The organism is Candidatus Omnitrophota bacterium (assembly GCA_041650805.1).
GTDB lineage: Bacteria > Omnitrophota > Gorgyraeia > 2-01-FULL-45-10 > 2-01-FULL-45-10 > JBAZKM01.
The window spans coordinates 46,785-65,612 of the sequence record JBAZKM010000002.1; the positions used below are offsets into that span (position 1 = coordinate 46,785).

The 18,828-nt window shown below is 53.4% G+C and carries 17 protein-coding genes, 2 tRNA genes and 1 other RNA gene; all 20 read right to left on the reverse strand.

The window, feature by feature from the left end; all coding sequences use genetic code 11:
* Positions 1 to 86: 86 nt before the first annotated feature.
* A complete protein-coding gene (locus tag WC515_01735) occupies positions 87 to 1,160 on the reverse strand; it encodes a hypothetical protein (GenBank protein MFA5146088.1) in 1,074 nt (357 codons plus the stop codon).
* A complete protein-coding gene (locus tag WC515_01740; GenBank protein ID MFA5146089.1) occupies positions 1,157 to 1,963 on the reverse strand; it encodes a cell division protein FtsQ/DivIB in 807 nt (268 codons plus the stop codon). The genes WC515_01735 and WC515_01740 overlap by 4 nt, the downstream gene beginning before the upstream one ends.
* On the reverse strand, positions 1,960 to 2,889 hold the full coding sequence (locus WC515_01745; GenBank protein MFA5146090.1) for a D-alanine--D-alanine ligase: 930 nt from the start codon (positions 2,887 to 2,889) through the stop codon (positions 1,960 to 1,962). Before WC515_01745 ends, WC515_01740 begins: the two co-directional genes overlap by 4 nt.
* A complete protein-coding gene (murC, locus tag WC515_01750) occupies positions 2,886 to 5,180 on the reverse strand; it encodes a UDP-N-acetylmuramate--L-alanine ligase (protein MFA5146091.1) in 2,295 nt (764 codons plus the stop codon). Before murC ends, WC515_01745 begins: the two co-directional genes overlap by 4 nt.
* Position 5,181: 1 nt before the next feature.
* Positions 5,182 to 6,282, reverse strand: a complete 1,101-nt coding sequence (murG, locus tag WC515_01755; protein MFA5146092.1) for an undecaprenyldiphospho-muramoylpentapeptide beta-N-acetylglucosaminyltransferase — start codon at positions 6,280 to 6,282, stop codon at positions 5,182 to 5,184.
* Entirely contained in the window at positions 6,279 to 7,373 is a 1,095-nt protein-coding gene (gene ftsW / locus WC515_01760) for a putative lipid II flippase FtsW (GenBank protein ID MFA5146093.1), read from the reverse strand. The genes murG and ftsW overlap by 4 nt, the downstream gene beginning before the upstream one ends.
* The gene (gene murD / locus WC515_01765; protein MFA5146094.1) at positions 7,370 to 8,761 is read right to left on the reverse strand and encodes a UDP-N-acetylmuramoyl-L-alanine--D-glutamate ligase; all 1,392 of its coding nucleotides are present in this window, start codon (positions 8,759 to 8,761) and stop codon (positions 7,370 to 7,372) included. The genes ftsW and murD overlap by 4 nt, the downstream gene beginning before the upstream one ends.
* 8 nt (positions 8,762 to 8,769) lie before the next feature.
* Entirely contained in the window at positions 8,770 to 9,858 is a 1,089-nt protein-coding gene (mraY, locus tag WC515_01770; GenBank protein MFA5146095.1) for a phospho-N-acetylmuramoyl-pentapeptide-transferase, read from the reverse strand.
* A gap of 24 nt (positions 9,859 to 9,882) precedes the next feature.
* Positions 9,883 to 11,253, reverse strand: a complete 1,371-nt coding sequence (murF, locus tag WC515_01775) for a UDP-N-acetylmuramoyl-tripeptide--D-alanyl-D-alanine ligase (GenBank protein MFA5146096.1) — start codon at positions 11,251 to 11,253, stop codon at positions 9,883 to 9,885.
* A 3-nt stretch (positions 11,254 to 11,256) separates the two neighbouring features.
* On the reverse strand, positions 11,257 to 12,717 hold the full coding sequence (locus WC515_01780) for a UDP-N-acetylmuramoyl-L-alanyl-D-glutamate--2,6-diaminopimelate ligase (GenBank protein MFA5146097.1): 1,461 nt from the start codon (positions 12,715 to 12,717) through the stop codon (positions 11,257 to 11,259).
* A 10-nt stretch (positions 12,718 to 12,727) separates the two neighbouring features.
* The gene (locus WC515_01785) at positions 12,728 to 14,422 is read right to left on the reverse strand and encodes a penicillin-binding transpeptidase domain-containing protein (GenBank protein MFA5146098.1); all 1,695 of its coding nucleotides are present in this window, start codon (positions 14,420 to 14,422) and stop codon (positions 12,728 to 12,730) included.
* Between the two features lie 44 nt (positions 14,423 to 14,466).
* Positions 14,467 to 14,832, reverse strand: coding sequence for a hypothetical protein (locus WC515_01790; GenBank protein MFA5146099.1), 366 nt, complete (start codon positions 14,830 to 14,832; stop codon positions 14,467 to 14,469).
* A gap of 25 nt (positions 14,833 to 14,857) precedes the next feature.
* Positions 14,858 to 15,736 carry a 16S rRNA (cytosine(1402)-N(4))-methyltransferase RsmH gene (rsmH, locus tag WC515_01795; GenBank protein ID MFA5146100.1) on the reverse strand — a complete coding sequence of 293 codons (879 nt, stop codon included), beginning with the start codon at positions 15,734 to 15,736 and terminating at the stop codon, positions 14,858 to 14,860.
* Positions 15,737 to 15,761: 25 nt separating this feature from the next.
* A complete protein-coding gene (locus WC515_01800; protein ID MFA5146101.1) occupies positions 15,762 to 15,941 on the reverse strand; it encodes a hypothetical protein in 180 nt (59 codons plus the stop codon).
* 35 nt (positions 15,942 to 15,976) lie between these two features.
* Positions 15,977 to 16,420 (reverse strand): division/cell wall cluster transcriptional repressor MraZ, encoded by a 444-nt coding sequence (gene mraZ / locus WC515_01805; GenBank protein MFA5146102.1) that lies wholly within the window; start codon positions 16,418 to 16,420, stop codon positions 15,977 to 15,979.
* Positions 16,421 to 16,560: 140 nt separating this feature from the next.
* Positions 16,561 to 17,000: RNase P RNA component class A (gene rnpB, locus WC515_01810), an RNA gene on the reverse strand.
* A gap of 6 nt (positions 17,001 to 17,006) precedes the next feature.
* The gene (locus tag WC515_01815) at positions 17,007 to 17,420 is read right to left on the reverse strand and encodes a ribonuclease HI family protein (protein MFA5146103.1); all 414 of its coding nucleotides are present in this window, start codon (positions 17,418 to 17,420) and stop codon (positions 17,007 to 17,009) included.
* Between the two features lie 11 nt (positions 17,421 to 17,431).
* On the reverse strand, positions 17,432 to 18,151 hold the full coding sequence (locus WC515_01820) for a C4-type zinc ribbon domain-containing protein (protein MFA5146104.1): 720 nt from the start codon (positions 18,149 to 18,151) through the stop codon (positions 17,432 to 17,434).
* A 194-nt stretch (positions 18,152 to 18,345) separates the two neighbouring features.
* Positions 18,346 to 18,422 (reverse strand) — tRNA-Val (locus tag WC515_01825).
* Between the two features lie 215 nt (positions 18,423 to 18,637).
* A tRNA-Ile gene (locus WC515_01830) sits at positions 18,638 to 18,713 on the reverse strand.
* Between the last annotated feature and the right edge of the window lie 115 nt (positions 18,714 to 18,828).

Here is an 18,828-nt window from a genome sequence, read left to right on the forward strand (position 1 = left end):
CAGCTATCAGCTATCAGCTATCAGCTAAAATAAAAGCTGACGGCTGAAAGCTAAAATATTGGGAATATTTTGCAAGTACGGAAGGGCTAGAAGTAGTTGTTGAATATATCGACGACTTTGTCGGATAGACGGCGGGCGAGCGAGCCCTCTTCCACCGTCTTCTTCCTGAGCTTTGCGCAGGCGTACTTCACGGCCCCGATGGCTGTGGATACCTTCATACTCTCCATGCTTGAGATGTTGCCGCGTACGTCCCGCACGGTGGCCACCTTCACGGGCACGGCCAGACGCTCCTCCAGGAGCTCGGCGGCACCGTCGACGAACGCCATACCTCCGGTGAGGATGACGGACCGGATATCCTCCCCCCTTTTTGAGAATTCGTCGATCTTCCCCTTAACGCGTGATACTATATCGTTAAATTCTTTCAGGTCTTTAAGCTCTCCCCTGAAATCGGCGCTGCCTATCCCCGCCACATCTATCTCCTTCAGGATCCCTCCGGAAAATACGGATATCTCGGTAAGCGAAGCGCCCATACCCAATAATAAAGACCCCTCTTCCTTCTGCCCGGTGTCGAGGAGCGCTTCCCCGTCCGCTATGCCCGTGAATACGACCTCCTTGACATCGTAACCGGCGTTATTAACGCACTTATATATGCTCTGTATGTGGTTCACGTTCGCGGTTATTACATATATTTCGCAGGCAAGCCGCGACGCGTACAGGCCGAGCGGGTTCTTTATCCACGGCTGGTCATCGATAGAAAAATCCTGCACTATCTTATGCACTATCTCCCTGTCGAACGAAAGGCGTATGGTGCTTGCGGCATTGACGCACCGTTCCATATCGCCCTTTACGACCTCGCGCCCTCTCAGCGAAAGCGGGACCATGCCCCTTGACCGTTCTCCCTTCAGGGACTGGCCGCTTATCGTGACATATACGTCCCCGCGCCGGGGGGCGGGAGTCCCGGCGGAAAGCTTCGAAAGGACCCTGGATACGGCATCGACCGCCTCGTCCAGGTTCACTATCGCGCCCCTCGAAACACCTCCGGACGGGTATGAAGCGTGCGCGACGATCGTGAAGAGCCCGTCCTCTCCGGCCTCGGCGGCTACGCCGGATATCTTGGACGACCCTATATCAAGACCGATGATGATCGCAGGTTTTTTCATTTAGGACCTATAACGACGTCGTTGAACCGCAGATCTATATACGCTATCCTGTCCAGCAGGATCCTCGGATCCTTCAATGTCTTTTTAAGAGTGGAAAGACGCGCCTTTATGTTCTCACAACCTATCTTCACCTCGAGGCCGTTCTTCAGCACGAACGAAAGGCCCTTCAGGTCTCCGGCATCTATGGAGACGATACCGTATTCCGCGAGGAACCTCGCCCTGCGCATCTCCTTCAGGAGCTCCAGCGCACCGTTCAGGTTCTTCAGGTCGGCCCTCTTACCCTTCCGTCCCTCGTTCCTTATGCTGATCCCTGTTATGAGCGGTATATCTTTCAGGAACCGGGCGTCTACGTTGGGGAGGACATAGCCGTCCTCGTCAACCGGGTACTGGCGCACATTGCTGAGTATGGCCACGGGTTTCCTGAAATTCAGGTTCACTACGAGACGGTCCGGCATGGCCCTGGTGACGGTAAGGCGGCGCGCGTCCGGGTAGGTCTTCTTAAGCGATCTCGCTATCTCGTTCACGTCGGTCTTAAATATGTTCCTGCCTTTATATGACCTGAGCAGGTCCATGCTCAGGGCAGCGGTAGATTCCTGGTCTACCAGTATATCTTTGACCTCAACCGCCCTTATCCTGAAGTAATCCGACCTGACGAGAAAGATATTTATGAGAAAGACCCCTGTAAGGACCAGGGCTAAGATGGTAAGGAGGGCAACTATCTTTTCAACTATGAAATCCCGGGCATCCCTGACAAAATCCGGCAGTTTCATCTTAATGCCTTTGAACCTTCTCTGTTTTTTCATGATCTCTTTCTTCTCTTAAGCGCATCCTCTACCAGACGGATGCACAATTTCCCGAATTCCAGCCCGCTCGTCATGGCCGCCTTCGGAAGCAGGCTCCTCTCGGTCATCCCCGGGATGGTGTTCACCTCCAGAACGAAAAGTTCCCCTCCCCTATCCGCCATCATGTCGACCCTGGAAAAACACCTGCATCCGAGCGCGCGATGAGCCGCTTCCCCGAGCTCCTGCGCCCTCCCGTACACGCTCTTCCCGACCGGAGCGGGCACCTTATAAAGCGTCTCCGGATCTTTATATTTTGCGCTGTAATCGTAAACCCTGTTCTTGGGCACCACCTCTATGACCGGCAAAGGCCTGTCATCCAGTATGCCAACCGTAAGCTCTCGGCCGTCTATATACTCTTCGACCACGGCGTTCTCGCCGTATTCGAACGCCCTCGCGAGGGCTTCGCTGAGAGAGGCCTCTTCCCTGACGATCGACAGACCTATGCTGGACCCTTCGAACCGGGGCTTCACGACCACCGGAAATCCGGGTAACCTCACGGTGCCTGCGCGAGACTTCCCTTTCGACATAACGGCATACTGCGGCGTCGGTATCCCCTTCTTCAGGAAGACCTCTTTGGAGGCGACCTTATCAAGGGCCGTCCTGGAGGCCTTTACGCCCGAGCCGGTATACGGTATGCCGGCGTCTTCCAGTATCTTCTGGACCGTGCCGTCCTCCCCGAATCTCCCGTGGAGCGCGATGAATGCAATATCTATCTGCGACCGTTCGATTATATCACATACGCTCTCGCGGACATCAAGAAAAATCGCATCGCACCCTTCTTTTGACAGGGCTTCACACACCGCCCTGCCCGACCTCAGGCTTATCTCCCTTTCGTTTGACGGGCCGCCGGCAAGGACGCCTATCCTTCCGAACCTGCTTGATGTCATATAAGTTTCACCTCTAACTCCAGGCCCACATTGTAATTATCCAGGACCTTCTCCTTTACAAGCGAGGCCAGCTTCATGACATCGGAACAGGTCGCGCCGCCCCTGTTGATTATGAAGTTGGCGTGTTTTTCCGATATCTCGGCTCCGCCTATGCGCCTGCCCTTAAGACCCAGCATGTCTATCATCTGCCCGCAGGTGAACTGAAAATTTTCAGGGTTCTTGAAAAGACACCCGGCGCTCGGGATATCGAGCACCTGTTTCTCCCTCTTTATCTTAAGGAACCTTACACATCTGGAGTTGAGGCCCGCAGGGTCCGCCTCCTTAAGCTTGAAGGTCGCCTCAAGCACTATATACTTTTCAAGATTGGAAGACCTGTACCCGAACTTCAGGTCTTTCTTCCGGAGCGTCTTTGTCCTGCCCTTACGGTCCATGACCTTCACGGAGGTCACGAACTCGCCCACGTTCCTGAATATCGGGCTCTTCCACCCGCCCGCATTCATGTAAAGCGCGCCGCCGACAGTGCCGGGTATGCCAACAAGCGATTCGAAACCGCCCAGACCTCCGGCGCAGGCCGTCCTGACAAGGCGGGGCATGTCGAACCCGCCCCCGGCCGTGATATAAGCGCCTTTCACCTTGAGGGCCCTGAAGCACGGAGAAGCCAGGCGGACCATGATACCGCGGAATCCGCGGTCATCCGCCAGTATGTTGGTGCCGCGCCCTATCACGCGCAAAGCGATACCGTTCCCCGCCGCAAACCTTAGCAGTCTCTTAAGGTCGTCGGCATCGCGCGGCTCGGCCCATATATCCGCCGGCCCGCCTATCCTGAACGACGTATGCCTGGCCAGGGATTCGCCTGTGAGGATATCCCCTTTCAATACTTTACGGAGCGCCGAGACCGTCTCCTCTGCCCGGGGCCCGGCCCCCTCCTTCAACCGGAAAGCCAGGTCATCCGCAACTTTGCATATATTCCCCGCGCCCATCACCACGATCATATCCCCGCGCTCTTTGATGCGTTCTATATGGCCGGCTATCCGTTCCTTCTTCATGACCGTGACATCACGCATGCCGTTCTCGATCGTCTTCTCATAAATATTCCTGATAGACACTCCCCTGATCGGTTTTTCGCTGGCCGCGTATATATCGGTCAGGATCAGTTTGTCGGCCCCTGCGAAGCACCTCCCGAAATCGTCAGCCAGGAAGAGGGTGCGGGTATATCGGTGAGGCTGGAATATGACTATCAGGCGGTTGTATCTCCAGTTACGGCATGCCTCAAGCACGGCGCGTATCTCGGTCGGGTGATGGCCGTAATCGTCTACCAGTATCAGGTCGTCGGTGTTTATCCTCAGGTGGAATCTCCGTTTCGCGCCTTCGAAACCGGCCAGCGCCTCTGCTATCTTTTTAAAAGGTATACCCATCTCCATGCCGACCAGTATTGCGGCCAGCGCGTTCAGGACATTGTGCCTGCCCGGTATGCGGAGGGTGATCTTTCCGAGGACCCTCCCCCTGTGAACGCAGTCGAAATATGTTATGCGCCCTTCCATCCTTATGGCGCGCGCGTATACGTCTGCGCCTTTAGTTAGGCCGAAGGAGAGGCCCCGGATGCCGGTCCCTTTGGCCATCTCCCGCACGCGCGGATCGTCGTTATTATAGAAGACCGTTCCTCCCTTTTTGGTCTTTTTCAGGAATGACCTGTACGATCTCAGGATATCGTCCAGCGTCTTATAATGGTCGAGGTGTTCCATCTCTATATTCGTTATCACGGAATAGAACGGTTTCAGTTTCAGGAACGAGCTGTCGCTCTCGTCGGCTTCGGCGACCAGATAAGGCCCGCGGCCGTACTTGGCATTTCCGCCGAACTCGGCCACCTCTCCGCCTATTATAACGGTCGGATCGATGCCGGCACGCTCGAGCATCACCGCTATGAGCGAGGTCGTAGTCGTCTTGCCGTGCGTCCCGGTAACGGCGATGCCCTTCTTCCTGTTCAGTAGTTCCCCCAGGACCTGTGCCCTGTGCACTATCTTTATCTTCTTTCTGGATGCGGCAACAAGCTCGGGGTTCGTCTTCTGTATGGAAGATGAGTATACAACGAGTCCTGTACCCGATGCTACGTTCGAGGACCTGTGGCCCCTGAAGACCCTGCCTCCCATACGCTCTATCTTCTCCGTGAGATCATTACTGCTGAGGTCCGAACCGGAGATCTTATACCCCATCTCGGCAAGGACAAGCGCAAGGGCGCTCATCCCTATACCTCCTATCCCGACAAAATGTATATTCCGTTTTTCCGGTAACATCTTACCGCCTCGCCATCTTGAGCACTTCCTGCGCCAGTATATCCGCCGACTGAGACGTAGCCAGACGTTTTGCTTTATCGCCCATATCCTTCAGCCGCGCCCTGTCGTTCATAAGCGACACTACAGCGTCCCTGAAAACGGCCGGGGTGAGCGAGCCCTCTTCCATGACCACTGCCGCGCCCTTCTTCTCGAAGACCCTGCCATTTTCCGCCTGGTGTGCCCGGGCAAACGGGTAAGGGACAAGTATCATCGGTTTTCCGAAAAACGCCAGCTCGAAAAGCGCCGACGAGCCGGACCTCGTTACCACAAGGTCGGCGGCGCTGTATGCCTCCTCTATGCTGTCCACGAACGAATATACGCGGCTCTCTACGGCCAGGGACTTATATTCTTCCGTGAGCCGGTCATAATCCTTGATGCCGCAGATATGCACCACCTGCAGGGAAGCTTTCACATTATCGTCCAGGAGGGCCACCGCCCTGACGAAGACCTCGTTCAGGAAATGGGCGCCCTGGCTGCCGCCTATCACCAGGATGCTGAATTTCCCCTGGGAGAGCCCCATCCTCCTTGCGCCCTCTTCCCTGCCTACCGTGACTACCGATGCCCGTATGGGGTTACCGGTCACTATCACCCTCTTCTTCCTGGGCAGAAGAAAGTGTTTGGTCTCTTCGAAACTTATCGCTATCGTATCCGAGAGGCCGAAGAGCATATTATTTGCCCTTCCGGGAACGACGTTCTGTTCGTGCACTATCCGCGGTATCTTCAATATCCTGGATATCAGTATAACCGGACCGCATATATATCCGCCGAACCCGATCACGGCTGCGGGCTTGTACTCCGATATTATAAAAAAAGATCTTACTATATCGGATAATAACCTGAATAAGAAGGCCACGTATCCGAAACCGGGGCGGTAAGGCAGTTTATTGGCGGAAAGGAGGGCAAAACGGAAACCTCCCTTTTCGAATATCCGCCTGTCGAGCGCCTTGTCGCTGCCCACAAAGAGTATGTCGATGCCCCGCTCTTTTGCAAGAAGCGTTTTAGCGACGGCGATCGCCGGAAATATATGTCCGCCTGACCCGCCTGCGGCTATCAGTACCTTCACCTGTAAACCTCACAAGTCCTTGCGACATTGAGAAGAAGCCCAACGGCTATAAAATGGAATATAAGGCCGCTCCCCCCGTAACTTATGAAAGGCAGAGGGAGGCCTTTGGTCGGCAGCGCGCCCGCGCTTACCCCTATATTTATGATCGCTTCCAGCGCTATGAGGGAGACGACCCCCAGGCTGAGCAGCCGTTCGAACGTGTATTCCGATCTAAAGACGATCTTCATCCCCTGCCACACAAAGAGCATGAAGAGTATGACTATCGAGGCGGCCCCCAGGAATCCGAGCTCTTCGCCTATTATGGAAAATATGAAGTCGGTGTGGGATGCCGGCAGATAAAAGAGCTTCTGCCTTGACTGCCCCAGGCCCACTCCCAGGAGGCCCCCGGAACCCAGCGCCACAAATGACTGTATGATCTGGAAGCCGGTACCGCGTTTATCCGCCCACGGGTTCAGGAACGCCATGATCCGTTTCTTACGATAAGGCACGCTGAATAGGAGCAGGTAAAGCACAGGCAGGCTCGCCAGGAAAGATGCTGCAATATGGGACACCCTTACGCCGGATGTGTAGAGCATGATCATTGATATGACGGAGATCGCGATCGCAGTGCCCAGGTCCGGCTCCAGGAGTATGAAGCCGACCGTAAGGCCGAGGACCATCACGGGGGGCATATATCCGTAAATAAAACTTTTTGCCAACCGCTCTTTCCTCGACATGAAATCCGCTATGTAGAGTATGACGGCTATCTTGGCGAACTCTGAAGGCTGAAAATTGATCATACCCACCTTGAACCACCTTCTTGCCCCCGCCGTCTCTCTCCCTATGTGCGGGATGAGGACGAGGACGAGCAGCGCTACGGAGACGAGCAATATGGGTTTGGCCAGGCGCTTCAGGGTGTTTATATTGACCACCATGGCCAGGACCATCATCACCATCCCTATGCCGAGATACGTAAGGTGCCTCTTGAGATAATATAGACTGTCGCCCATCTTCTCGTAAGCGTATATGGCGCTCGTCGAATATATCATGACCACCCCGACCGCCGACAGGGTCATCATTATGAAAAATATGGAACTGCGCACGCTTCTCATCGGGCGCCTTTCGCGGAGACAGGATGCGCCCTGATGCCCTGTACAGCTCTCCTGAATATGTCGCCGCGCTCTTTGTAATCTTTGAACATATCGAAACTGGAGCACATCGGAGAGAGGAGGACGATCATGCCTCTTTGCGCCAGGCCGCGCGCAATTACGACCGCATCATCCATGCTCTTCGCGTTATGGGTATCGACACAGTCGCCCAGGATGCCCTGTATCTTCGGCGCGGCCTCCCCTATCAGCACCAGATGCTTCGCCTTTTTGCGCACCATATCTTTTATCACACCGTAGTCGCTCTTCTTATCTTTGCCTCCGGCGATCAATATGACCGGCTTATCGCACGACTCAAGCGCCCTGTAAGTGGAGTCGACCGTAGTCCCTTTAGAATCGTCCACATATTCAACGCCTTCTATGGTATCCACCGTCTCGAACCTGTGGGAAAGCCCTGTGAAAACGGATACCACCTTCCTTATCGAGCCGCTATCCACTCCGTTCAATACCCCCATGAGGCAGGATGCGGCCACGTTCTCAAGGTTGTGCGATCCTTTCAGGCGTATATCGCGCACAGACAACAGCTCCTCTTCGCGCCCGCGCACTGTCGAAAGTATCATATCTCCTTTGACGTACACGCCGTCAACATTTCCGGACCTGCCGTACCATAATACCTTTGATCGCGCCATACCGGCAAGAGGCCGCAGGTTGCCGGCGTCGCTGTTCAATACCAGGATATCGTCCTTGTCCTGATTTGTGAATATCCTGAGCTTCTCTCTGAAATAATCCTTAAAGGTGCGGTACCTGTCGAGATGATCGTCCGTGATATTCAATATCACCGCGATCTCCGGCTTGAATTTTTCGGTCAGTTCCAACTGGAAGGAGCTGACCTCCATGACCACGAGAGTCCCCTCCTTTATCCTCTGTATCTCTCCGCACAAAGAATTCCCGATATTCCCGCAGACGACGACATCCTTCCCGCCGGACCTCAGGATCTCCCCGGTCAGCGTGGTCACGGTGCTCTTGCCGTTCGTCCCGGTGATGGCGATTACCTTTCCTTTACAGAACCGGAAGCCCAGCTCCATTTCGCCGATGACCGGTATGCCCAGTTCCCGGGCCCACCTGATCGGAAGAGATGTCTCCTCGACCCCGGGACTCACCACGACCAGAGAACTCCCCTCGATAAATTCTCTCGTGTGGCACCCGATCTCTATCCGTATGTCGCGGTTCGCCAGGTTCTCTACGGCGCGCCTTATGCCGGGCGTATCGCCTGCGTCGGTGGCCCATGCCGCGGCGCCTATGTCATCCAGGAGAACGGCGGCATTGGACCCGCTATTACCGAGCCCCACCACGGTGACCTTCTTATCCTTCAGGTCCATATATTCGGTACCCATGAAAATTTTTACTGTAACTTGAGCGTCGCTAAGCTGAGCAGCGCGAGCACGATCGCGATTATCCAGAACCGTATCGTTATCTTCGACTCAGGCCATCCCAGGAGTTGGAAGTGATGATGTATAGGCGACATGAGAAAGAGCCGCTTCCCGGTCAATTTGAACCATATCACCTGTAGCACCACCGAAAACGCCTCCATCACGAATATCCCGCCCACTATGAAGAGCAGCAATTCCTTTTTTATCAATACCGCCACGACGCCTATGGCCCCTCCCAGGGAAAGAGACCCCATATCCCCCATAAATACGTTTGCCGGATGAGAATTGAACCACAGGAACCCGAGCCCGGCGCCTACCATAGAAGCGCAGAATACCGCCAGCTCACCCGCCCCCTGCAGATAGAATATATTAAGGTAGTCGGCAAACCTGTGGTGGCCGGTGACGTAACTGAGTATCGAATATGTGAGGGCGACTATTATAGTGCACCCTATCGCCAGCCCGTCCAGGCCATCGGTGAGATTCACCGCATTCGTCGAACTCGTAAGGACGAGTATGACGAAAAGGATATAGAATATCCCCAGGTTTATGACGAGGTCCTTGAAGAACGGCACGCTGACGATCCTGGGTATCGGCGTATAGACCATTACGAATAGCGCCACGAGGAAACCGACAAGCGCCTGATATAAGAACTTCCGGCCTGCCGTGAGACCGAGGTTCCTCTTCTTCAGGACCTTTGTGCGGTCATCGATGAATCCTATCCCGGCCAGTAGCAGGAATGAGCCGACGGTCACCAGCACATAGCCGTTACTGACATCCGACCACAGGAGCGTCGACAGGGTTATGGAGAAGACTATCAGTATACCGCCCATCGTAGGCGTCCCCTGTTTATGTTTGTTGATGTTATAAAGGGATTCGACGTACTCCCTGCGTATATTCTCTCCAAAACTCAATCTTTTAAGGAACCGTATCACCGCGGGGCCTATTATTAGGGATATCAAAAATGCGGTCAAGCTCGCCATGGCGGCGCGGAAGGTTATATACTTGAATACGTTGAACCCGAACCACGCATCCCTTAGAGGATATAACAGATAATAGAGCATAAGATCCTTCTCTTGAGCTTTGAGCTATGAGCTTTGAGCCGTGAGCCCTTTTACGACTTCCTCCATCCTCATTCCGCGCGACCCCTTTACCAGGATTGCGTCCCCTACTCCTACAACTCTCCTTAATGCCCGTGAAAGCTCGCCGTGCGTCTTGAAGTGCCGGCACATCTCTTTCGTCATGCCGCAGGCCATCGCCGCTTCCGCTACACGTTTTGATAAGCGGCCGAAAGTGAACACCCCGGAGAAGTTCAGTTCCGCTATACGCCGCCCAAGCGCTTCATGGAAATACCCGGCGCGCGCGCCCAGTTCCAGCATATCTCCGCAGACGACCCATCTCCCGTTTGCCGGACTATCCCGCAATACCTTAAGCGCGCATTCCATCGACAGGGGATTTGAATTATAGGCGTCGTTCATGACCGTCAGCCCGCCCGGCAGGCGTCTTATATTGAGCCGCATCGCCGGGGGCCTGTAAAGATAGAGGGCCCTCTTCATATTTTCATAAGATACGCCCAGTATCGAACCAACGGATATCGCCGCAAGCGCGTTGTATACATTATGAAGCCCGGCCAGTCTCAATGCAAACCTTTTTTTGCCGTTCAGGACGAACCTGATAAAGCCCGCATCCGAAGATATCTCCCCGGCCCTGAAATCGTTCTTCCTGCCGAGCCCGAATCTTATCATATCGACGCCGCGCACCTTAAGGGCCCTCAGGAACCGGTCGTCACCGTTAACTACGCCCTTCCCGCCCGGGGTCATGGATTCGAATACCTCCGTTTTTGCGCGGAAGACGTCCTCCAGTCCTCCCAAAAACTCCAGGTGAGAAGGCCCTATATTCGTTATTACGGAAACGCCGGGCCGGGCCATCTTCCCCAATGACCTTATCTCCCCTTTATGGTTCATACCCATCTCGAGCACGCATACCTCGTGACGGCTCTTCAGTCTGAGGAGCGTCTGCGGGACGCCTATGTGATTATTCTTCGTCCCTTCGTTCTTTAATACATCATATTTCGCCGAAAGGACTTTTGCTATCATCTCTTTCACCGTCGTCTTACCGTTGCTCCCCGTAACGGCTATCACCGGGATGGCAAACTTAGCCCTGTGGTGCCCTGCTATATCATGGAACGCCTTTATGGTGTCGCGCACCTTTATTATTATGGCCTTACCCCCGGGCAATTTCCCTCTCCATGACGATACCATGACGCCCCTGGCGCCTCTTTTGAGGGCATCCTTCGCAAAGAGATCGCCGTCAAAAGACGTTCCCTTGATGGCCAGGAAGAAGCCCCCTTCCGGGATCGTCCTGGAATCGGTCGATATCTTCGACGGCTCTACGATATCATTCATCCTGCCGGACAGGAGCTCACCCGCCGTAACCCTTACCATCTCTTCTACTTTCACGCCTTATCCTCTATTCAATAAGACCGATCTCGCGACCTTGCGGTCGTCAAAAGGCATCGTCTTGTCGCGTATTATCTGGTATCTCTCATGGCCCTTGCCCGCTATCACTACGATATCGTCTTTTGAGGCCATGCCCAGGGCCCGCCTTATGGCTCCGCGCCTCTCTTCCACTACGACGTAATTCGAGAATTTACCCCGTATGCCCGTCTCTATCTCCCCGATTATCTCCCGCGGTCTCTCGAACCGCGGGTTATCGGACGTAAGTACTACACTGTCGGAAAACCTGCATGCCACCGCTCCCATACCGGGCCGCTTATTCCTGTCCCTGTTGCCGCCGCACCCGAAGACCGTTATGATACGGCGCGGGGCAAGCCCTTTCAGGACGCTCAATACATTATATAGCGCGTCTTCGGTGTGCGCGAAGTCGACGAATACCCTGAACGGCTGGCCCGCATCCACCGGCTCAAGGCGTCCCGGCACAGAGGAGAACGACTCGATGCCTTTCTTTATAGCGTCGAGAGGTATACCGCAGGCGATCGATGCGGCTGAGGCCGCAAGTATATTGGATATGTTATACTTCCCGATAAGCCCTGTCGCGATCTCCCGTGAGCCGTCCGGCGTAACGAGGACGAACCGCGATCCGTTGAGAGAGAGGCGTATGCCGCGGGCGGATACGGACGATCTCTTGTCTATGCCGTATGTCATCGTCTTCCCACCTGTCTTCTTCCGCAGGCCCGCCACCCTGCGGTCATCGTTATTCAATATAGCGGTGCCGCCTTCCTTAAGATGGTCGAATATCCCGGCCTTCGCCCTTAAATATCTCTTTATCGTCTTATGATAATCGAGGTGCTCTCCGGTTATGTTGGTGAATATGGCCGCGTCAAGCCACACATTATCGGCCCTGCGCTGGTCCAGCGCGTGGCTCGAGACCTCCATGACCGCATCGGTGCATCCCGCCTCCAGCATGCGGCATAGTATCGACTGAAGCTCCATAGGACCCGGTGTCGTATTGGCCGCCGGTATCACGGTATCGCCAAACCTGTAATTTATCGTACCTATTATACCGGGCACCCTCCCCGACATCTTCAGTATATTTTCGATCAGGTACGTTATCGTCGTCTTGCCGTTGGTACCTGTCACCCCTGTCGTTACAAGCCGTTTCGACGGGTCCCTGTAAAAATTCCCTGCAACTACCGGCAGGGCCTTACGGATATCTCTGACGGTTATCTTAGCCACGCCTCTGGGCGCTTTAAACGGCCTATCCGACATCACCGCGACTGCTCCGTTCGCCGCTGCCTTGCCTATGAACTTGTTGCCGTCGACCGAGTGACCCCTGACCGCTATGAAGAGGCCCCTTTTGCGGACCATCCTCGAATCGCTGGTGACATTATTTATCTTCAACCCATAAGCGGCATCTGGCACACTTGCCTTTATGCCCCTTAACAGATCTTTCAGGTAGACCATCACGCCATCCCTATATGAGCGAAGCGCTGCCGCTCTTGTTATTCAGATACTTCAAGGACTCGTCCACGACGTTCCTGAAGACCGGCGCGGCGACGTCCCCGCCGTAGTATACGGGCCGCGGCTCATCGATGCAGACCACTACTGCCAGGACCGGATTATCAACGGGCGCGAAGCCGATGAACGATGCTATAAAACGGTCATGCGAATAGATGCCGCCGGGTTCCACCTTCTGGGCCGTCCCTGTCTTACCGCCGGCCGTGTAATCCTCTATCTTCGCCTTCTTGCCGGTCCCGCTCTCGACGACGCCCATCAATATGCCTCTCACCTTTGCGGCAGTCACAGGCGATATCACCTTCCTCACCACCCTGGACGGGAACTCCTTTATGGAGTGTCCCTGTTCGTCGAGTATCTCTTTCACTATCCTCGGCCTTACCAGAAAACCGTTATCGGCTATGACCGAAATGGCGCAGGCCAGCTGGATGGCGGTCGTCGTCACCTCCTGGCCCATGGGTATCGCGAACATGCTGACCCCGGACCATTTTGAAAGCGGCCTGTTCATGCCCACTACCTCGCCGGGCAGGCCTATGCCCGTCTTCTCATAAAATCCGAACAGCTTCATATACTTATACATGCGCTCCCGGCCAAAACGGCCGGCCACCTTCACCGTGCCTATATTGCTCGACTTCTCGATCACTTCTTTGAATGTAAGTATGCCGTGCGGACGGTGGTCGTGCAGTATGCGCCTGCCTATTTTGTATTCGCCGTTCTCACAGTAAAACTTGTCATTGAGATTGACGGCCTTCTCTTCCAGCGCCGCGGCGGCGGTCACTATCTTGAATACGCTACCCGGTTCGAAGAAATCGTTTATCGCCCTGTTCCTTACGGCGTCGGCCTGCCTCTTTGAAGGATTGTTCAGGTCAAAGTTGGGAAAATTGGCGAGCGCCAGTATGTCGCCCGTCCTGGGGCTCATCACGATTATGGAAGCCGAGCGCGCATTATACTTATCATACATCCTGTAAAGCTCTCTTTCGGCTATATGCTGGATCACTTCATCTATAGTGAGCACCAGGCTGAAGCCGTTCCTGGGGGGTATGAATTCATCCTGATAAGATTTTAACAACTTGCGGCGGGCGTCCTGGGTAGAGGTCAGCCATCCGGGCCGGCCCTGAAGGTAGCCGTTATAAAATAGTTCGGCCCCTTCCAGGCCCCTGTTATCGACATCGGATACCCCTATCACGTGGCTGGCGAGGTCCCTGTTGGGATAGAACCTCTTCGATTCCTTGATCAACCCTATGCCTTTAAATTTCAGCTTCTTTATCTTATACGATTCCATGGGGGTGATCTTGCGTTTTATCCAGACGAACGACTTGTCCCGCGAAAGCCTTCCCATGACGAAGCTCTCTTTCAGGTTAAGTATAGATGAAAGCGCTTTTGCCGTCTTCCGCTTATTTGTCACTTCCCTGGAATTTGCATATACGGAATCTACGTTCAGGTTGACGGCAAGGACGCGCATATTGCGGTCGAATATGGTGCCCCGCCTGGGAGGGATCTCTATGGATACGGTATGCTGTTCTTTCGCTATCTCGACAAAGAAGCCGTGCCTGATCGCCTGGAGGTAAAATAGACGGCCGAGAAGGAAAGTAAGGGATAGGAGAAAAAAAAGAAAGACAACTACCTGGCGTGCTCTAACGGTTCCACTGTGCACGAAGTTATAACATCCTTACGAACTAGGTGAGTAAAATCCGGGTTCTATCTTTCCCTGGCCTGAGCCTCTGCCCTTAAGCCAAGAAATTCGAAAATGCCTAATAAATTTCCCCTCTTCTCGGTGCCGCCCTGTTTAAGCGTCAACTTCTGGGCCTGGGGCGTGAGGCTGGTCACCTTCACCACCTGGCTCCGCCTGGGGAACGTTATGTCTACCTTATGCGACAGGAGGGTCTTCTCAAGCCGTGAAGGCGCCTCCAGGTCGTTTATATTATATTCTAACCCGCTTGTGCGGTCAAGCATATCCTCGAGACGCTTCTCTTTGCCGTCTATCGCATAGCTCAGCTTCAGAAGCTCCACCTGCTGGTGGACATATACAAGCGCCACCAGGGTGACCACCATTATAGATACCATATATTTGATAAATCTTGAGTTCACTTCACTCCACCCTTTCTGCAACCCTGAGCTTGGCGCTCCTTGAGCGCGGGTTCATCATGACTTCCAGCGGCGAGGGCCTCATCGGCTTCTTCGTGATGATACGGACTATACCAAGCGCCGAATACCCCTTGAAGAGGTGCTTCACTATCCGGTCTTCCAGGGAATGGAAGGAGATCACGCATATCCTCCCACCCGCCTTAAGCCACGATACCGCCTGTTTGACGCCTTCTTCGAGCGCCCCCAGCTCGTCATTGACCGCTATCCGGAGAGCCTGGAATGTACGCGTGGCCGGGTCTATCCTGCCGCCCCTGAAACCGACCGTCCTCCGTATAAGGGACGCCAGTTCGTATGTCGTCTCGATAGGCTTTTTCACCCTGGCCTCCGCTATGCGGCCGGCTATCTTTCTGTGGAACCTCTCCTCGCCAAATTTTTTTATTATATCAGATAATTTATCTTCTTTAAACTTATTCACGATATCGAATGCTGTAAGCGTAAGACGTTTATCCATCCTCATGTCCAGGCGCGCCTCGTACTTTATGCTGAACCCCCTGTCCCCTTCTTCTATCTGATAGGAAGATATCCCGCAGTCGAAGATGATCCCGTCCACTTTTTTTACGCCTTCTTTCGAAAGGCCGCTGTCGAGGTGCCTGAAATTATCGTGAAGCAGAGTGAAGGAACCTTCGAAATCCTTCAGGACGGCCCGCGTCTTTTCCAGGGCCGCCTCATCGGCATCGAGGCCGATAAGCCGTCCGCCCGGCGTTATCCTGCCGAGGATCTCCCTGGCGTGCCCCCCTCCGCCAACGGTCGCGTCAACTATCGTCTTCCCCTCTTTAAGATTCAAAGAACTGATGACTTCTTCAAGCATTACCGGTTGATGCACGTCTTGCTGGCTCCGAATACCATTATTATTTTGTCGCTATGTTCAGCTTGCTGCACGTAAATCTCTTGAACATATAATTGTCCATGCCGACATCAGACGGTTCGCAATTAAGGGCCCGCACCTTTCTGAGTCGCTCTATAAAAGTATCTATATTTGCTGTGTACACCGTTACCTTCTTGCCGGACTTTCCGTATCGCGCACCCATATCTTCTCACCTCCTTACGCCGTTTCGCGCCGGACCTACTCTTCCTGCGCCATCAGCCTTTCCGCGATCTCTTCGAACGATCCTTTCGAATTACGGTAGTACTCCTGCCATGCCTCCCTGGCCCAGATCTCTATCCTGTTCGAGACGCCGATGAAGACGACGTCCCGCTTGATCTCCGCGTAGTCCTTAAGATACTTCGGAAGAAGCATCCTCCCCTGCCGGTCGTACTCGATCTGAGACGCGCCGGAGAAGTAGAGCCGGTTGAATTTCCTCGCTTCCGATTTGGTGAATGAGACGGATTTGAACTTTGATTCCTGCGTCTTCCATTCTGTCTCTGTAAATAGAAAAAGGCATTTATCCAATCCTCTTGTAATATAGAATTTCTCTATATCATATTCTTTAAAGGATTCGCGGAACTTGGAAGGTATTATGATCCTTCCCTTCTTATCTATGGTATGTTCAAACTCCCCATAGAACATCTTGACGTTCCTCCCTTTTAAACCACTTTAAACCACTTTGTGCTATAAAGTATACACTACACCCCCCACTTTGTCAATAGTTTAAGAAAGTCGGTATCCTGGAAGACGAAAGAGGGGCAGCACGTTAGTGCTGCCCCTCTTACCTAAGCAGGCCTATAAGCCGGGTTCTGTCCTATCCCGCCTTGCGGCGGAACGAGGCGGTCATCTATCTAGCCCCGCAATTACTTGCGGGATCAAGCGACCTTACCCGGTCAGACATCCCATGAAGGATAGGAACGAGCAATTCCTGATTCTGACCCTATTTGGTCTTGCTCCGCGTAGAGATTGCCTCGTTTCACCCAAATTTGCAAAAGCAAATTTGACTCGTCTCTGTGGCTCTAGATCCTCGCCTTGCGGCGGACGGCCGTTAACCGTTACGCTGCTCCCCGCCTTCGCCAGCTTCTGTTATTCACAGAAGATTGGCTTCGGCGGGTCCTACGAAGCATCCTGTCCCTTTCGGGTTGAATGCGAAGTAGGATTCGGAGCCCGGACTTTCCTCCCCGCCATATTTAGATGGCGAGGCGATCACCCGGCCTGCTTAGATATATCAAAAGAGGCTCGATAAGTTTATCGCCTTATTGGCAAGCTTATCGGCATCCTTATTCTTCGCGCGCTCGATATGTTTTACTTCAAAGCTCTTGAATGTCTTCAGGATAGACACCGCCCTCTCGAACAGCGACCGCATCACGGCGTCTTTGACCTTATACTCTCCGCTCAGCTGACGGGCCACAAGCTCGCTGTCCATATTTATCGTGACCTCCGAGGCGGACAGGTTGGCCATCTCTTCCAGCCCCGCTATGAGGGCGTTGTATTCGGCGACGTTATTGGTCGTCTCGCCGATATATTTGTACACCTCTTTTACCTTCTTCTTCCTGCCGTCAAATATCACCACGCCTATCCCGGCCGGTCCGGGGTTCCCCCTGCTCGCCCCGTCTATATACATCGAAAATTTTCCGCTCATATGTGGTTATATCACTCCTCGCTGTACAATATACGGGCGCAATTGTCACACAGGATAAGGTCGCGCTTCATCCTGATCTCGTTGATCACCTGCGGCGGGAGCACCCTGAAACATCCCTGACACGTATCGTGAGCGACCGGCACCACGGCCAGGCCGTCTTTGCTCTTTATTATCTTTTCGTACTTGTCCAGTATGACCTTATCGACCTTTGACGAGAGGACCGCCCGCCCGGCCTTAAGCTTCTCCGTCTCCGCCCCTATGACCTTCGCCTCTTCCTGGCGCCTCTTCTTCTTTTCGTTGTTTACGGCCTCTTCCGCCTTGATGACCTCTTTCTCTTTCGCGATCTTCTTCTGCTCGGCATCGACCTGGTCGAATATCTTTATTATATCTTCTTCGATGAGAGAATTATCGGCCTTGATCCTGCCGATCTCCTGTTCCATGGCGGTGTACTCTTTGTTCGTCTTTAGCTGATATAGCTGTATCTGCAGCTTCTTTATGCTCCCTTCCTTCGTCTCAAGCTCGACCTCTTTCTCTTTCCTCTTAAGCTGGAGCGTCTTCAGCCCATCCTCCAGGGCCTTCAGCGTATCCATCTTGCCCTTGAACTCTTCGTCCATATTTCTTATTTCGTCCGGTATGGACGCAAGCTCCCGCTCCATTTTCAATATCTGCGTATCGAGCGCCTGCAACTCCACCAGCAGTTTCATCTGTTCTTCAAGGTTTATAACAGCCATAGATAAAAGAATCTCAAGTTAACCTCATTTCTGTGCCGAAAGGACTCTTAGGCAAATTTCTCTGAAATTTGCCACTTCGAATCCTACTCTTCCTATATTTCCTTATTCCGAAAGGGCTCTTTTAAATTTTCTTCGAAAATTTATTGTTTCCCCTTCGGAATAGTTTTGCCGTGCGTATTATACAGCAAAACTTATGGTGGACGCGACAGGATTCGAACCTGTGACCTCTGCGATGTGAACGCAGCGCTCTAACCAGCTAAGCTACGCGTCCCTAGGCAAATTGCAGAGCAATTTGCCACTTCGAAAGCGAAATAATGAATTGTATATTCTCTCTTGAGAATATACAATTCAAAAGAGTGCTTTCGAAGCAACAATGCGGACTCCGCTCTTTTCTGTGTTCCGAAAGGGCTCTTTTAAATTTTCTTCGAAAATTTATTGTTTCCCTTTCGGAATAGTTTTGCCGTGCGTATTATACAGCAAAACTTATGGTGGGCCCGCAAGGACTCGAACCTTGGACCAAGAGATTATGAGTCTCCTGCTCTACCGACTGAGCTACGGGCCCTAAATAACATCTATGAGAAACATCAACCTGTCGGCGAATCCGCCGAAGCACCCCGTAGTTCCCGCATTGATTGCGAAGGCGGAGAGCTACGGGCCCGTAATCGACCTAAGACCTG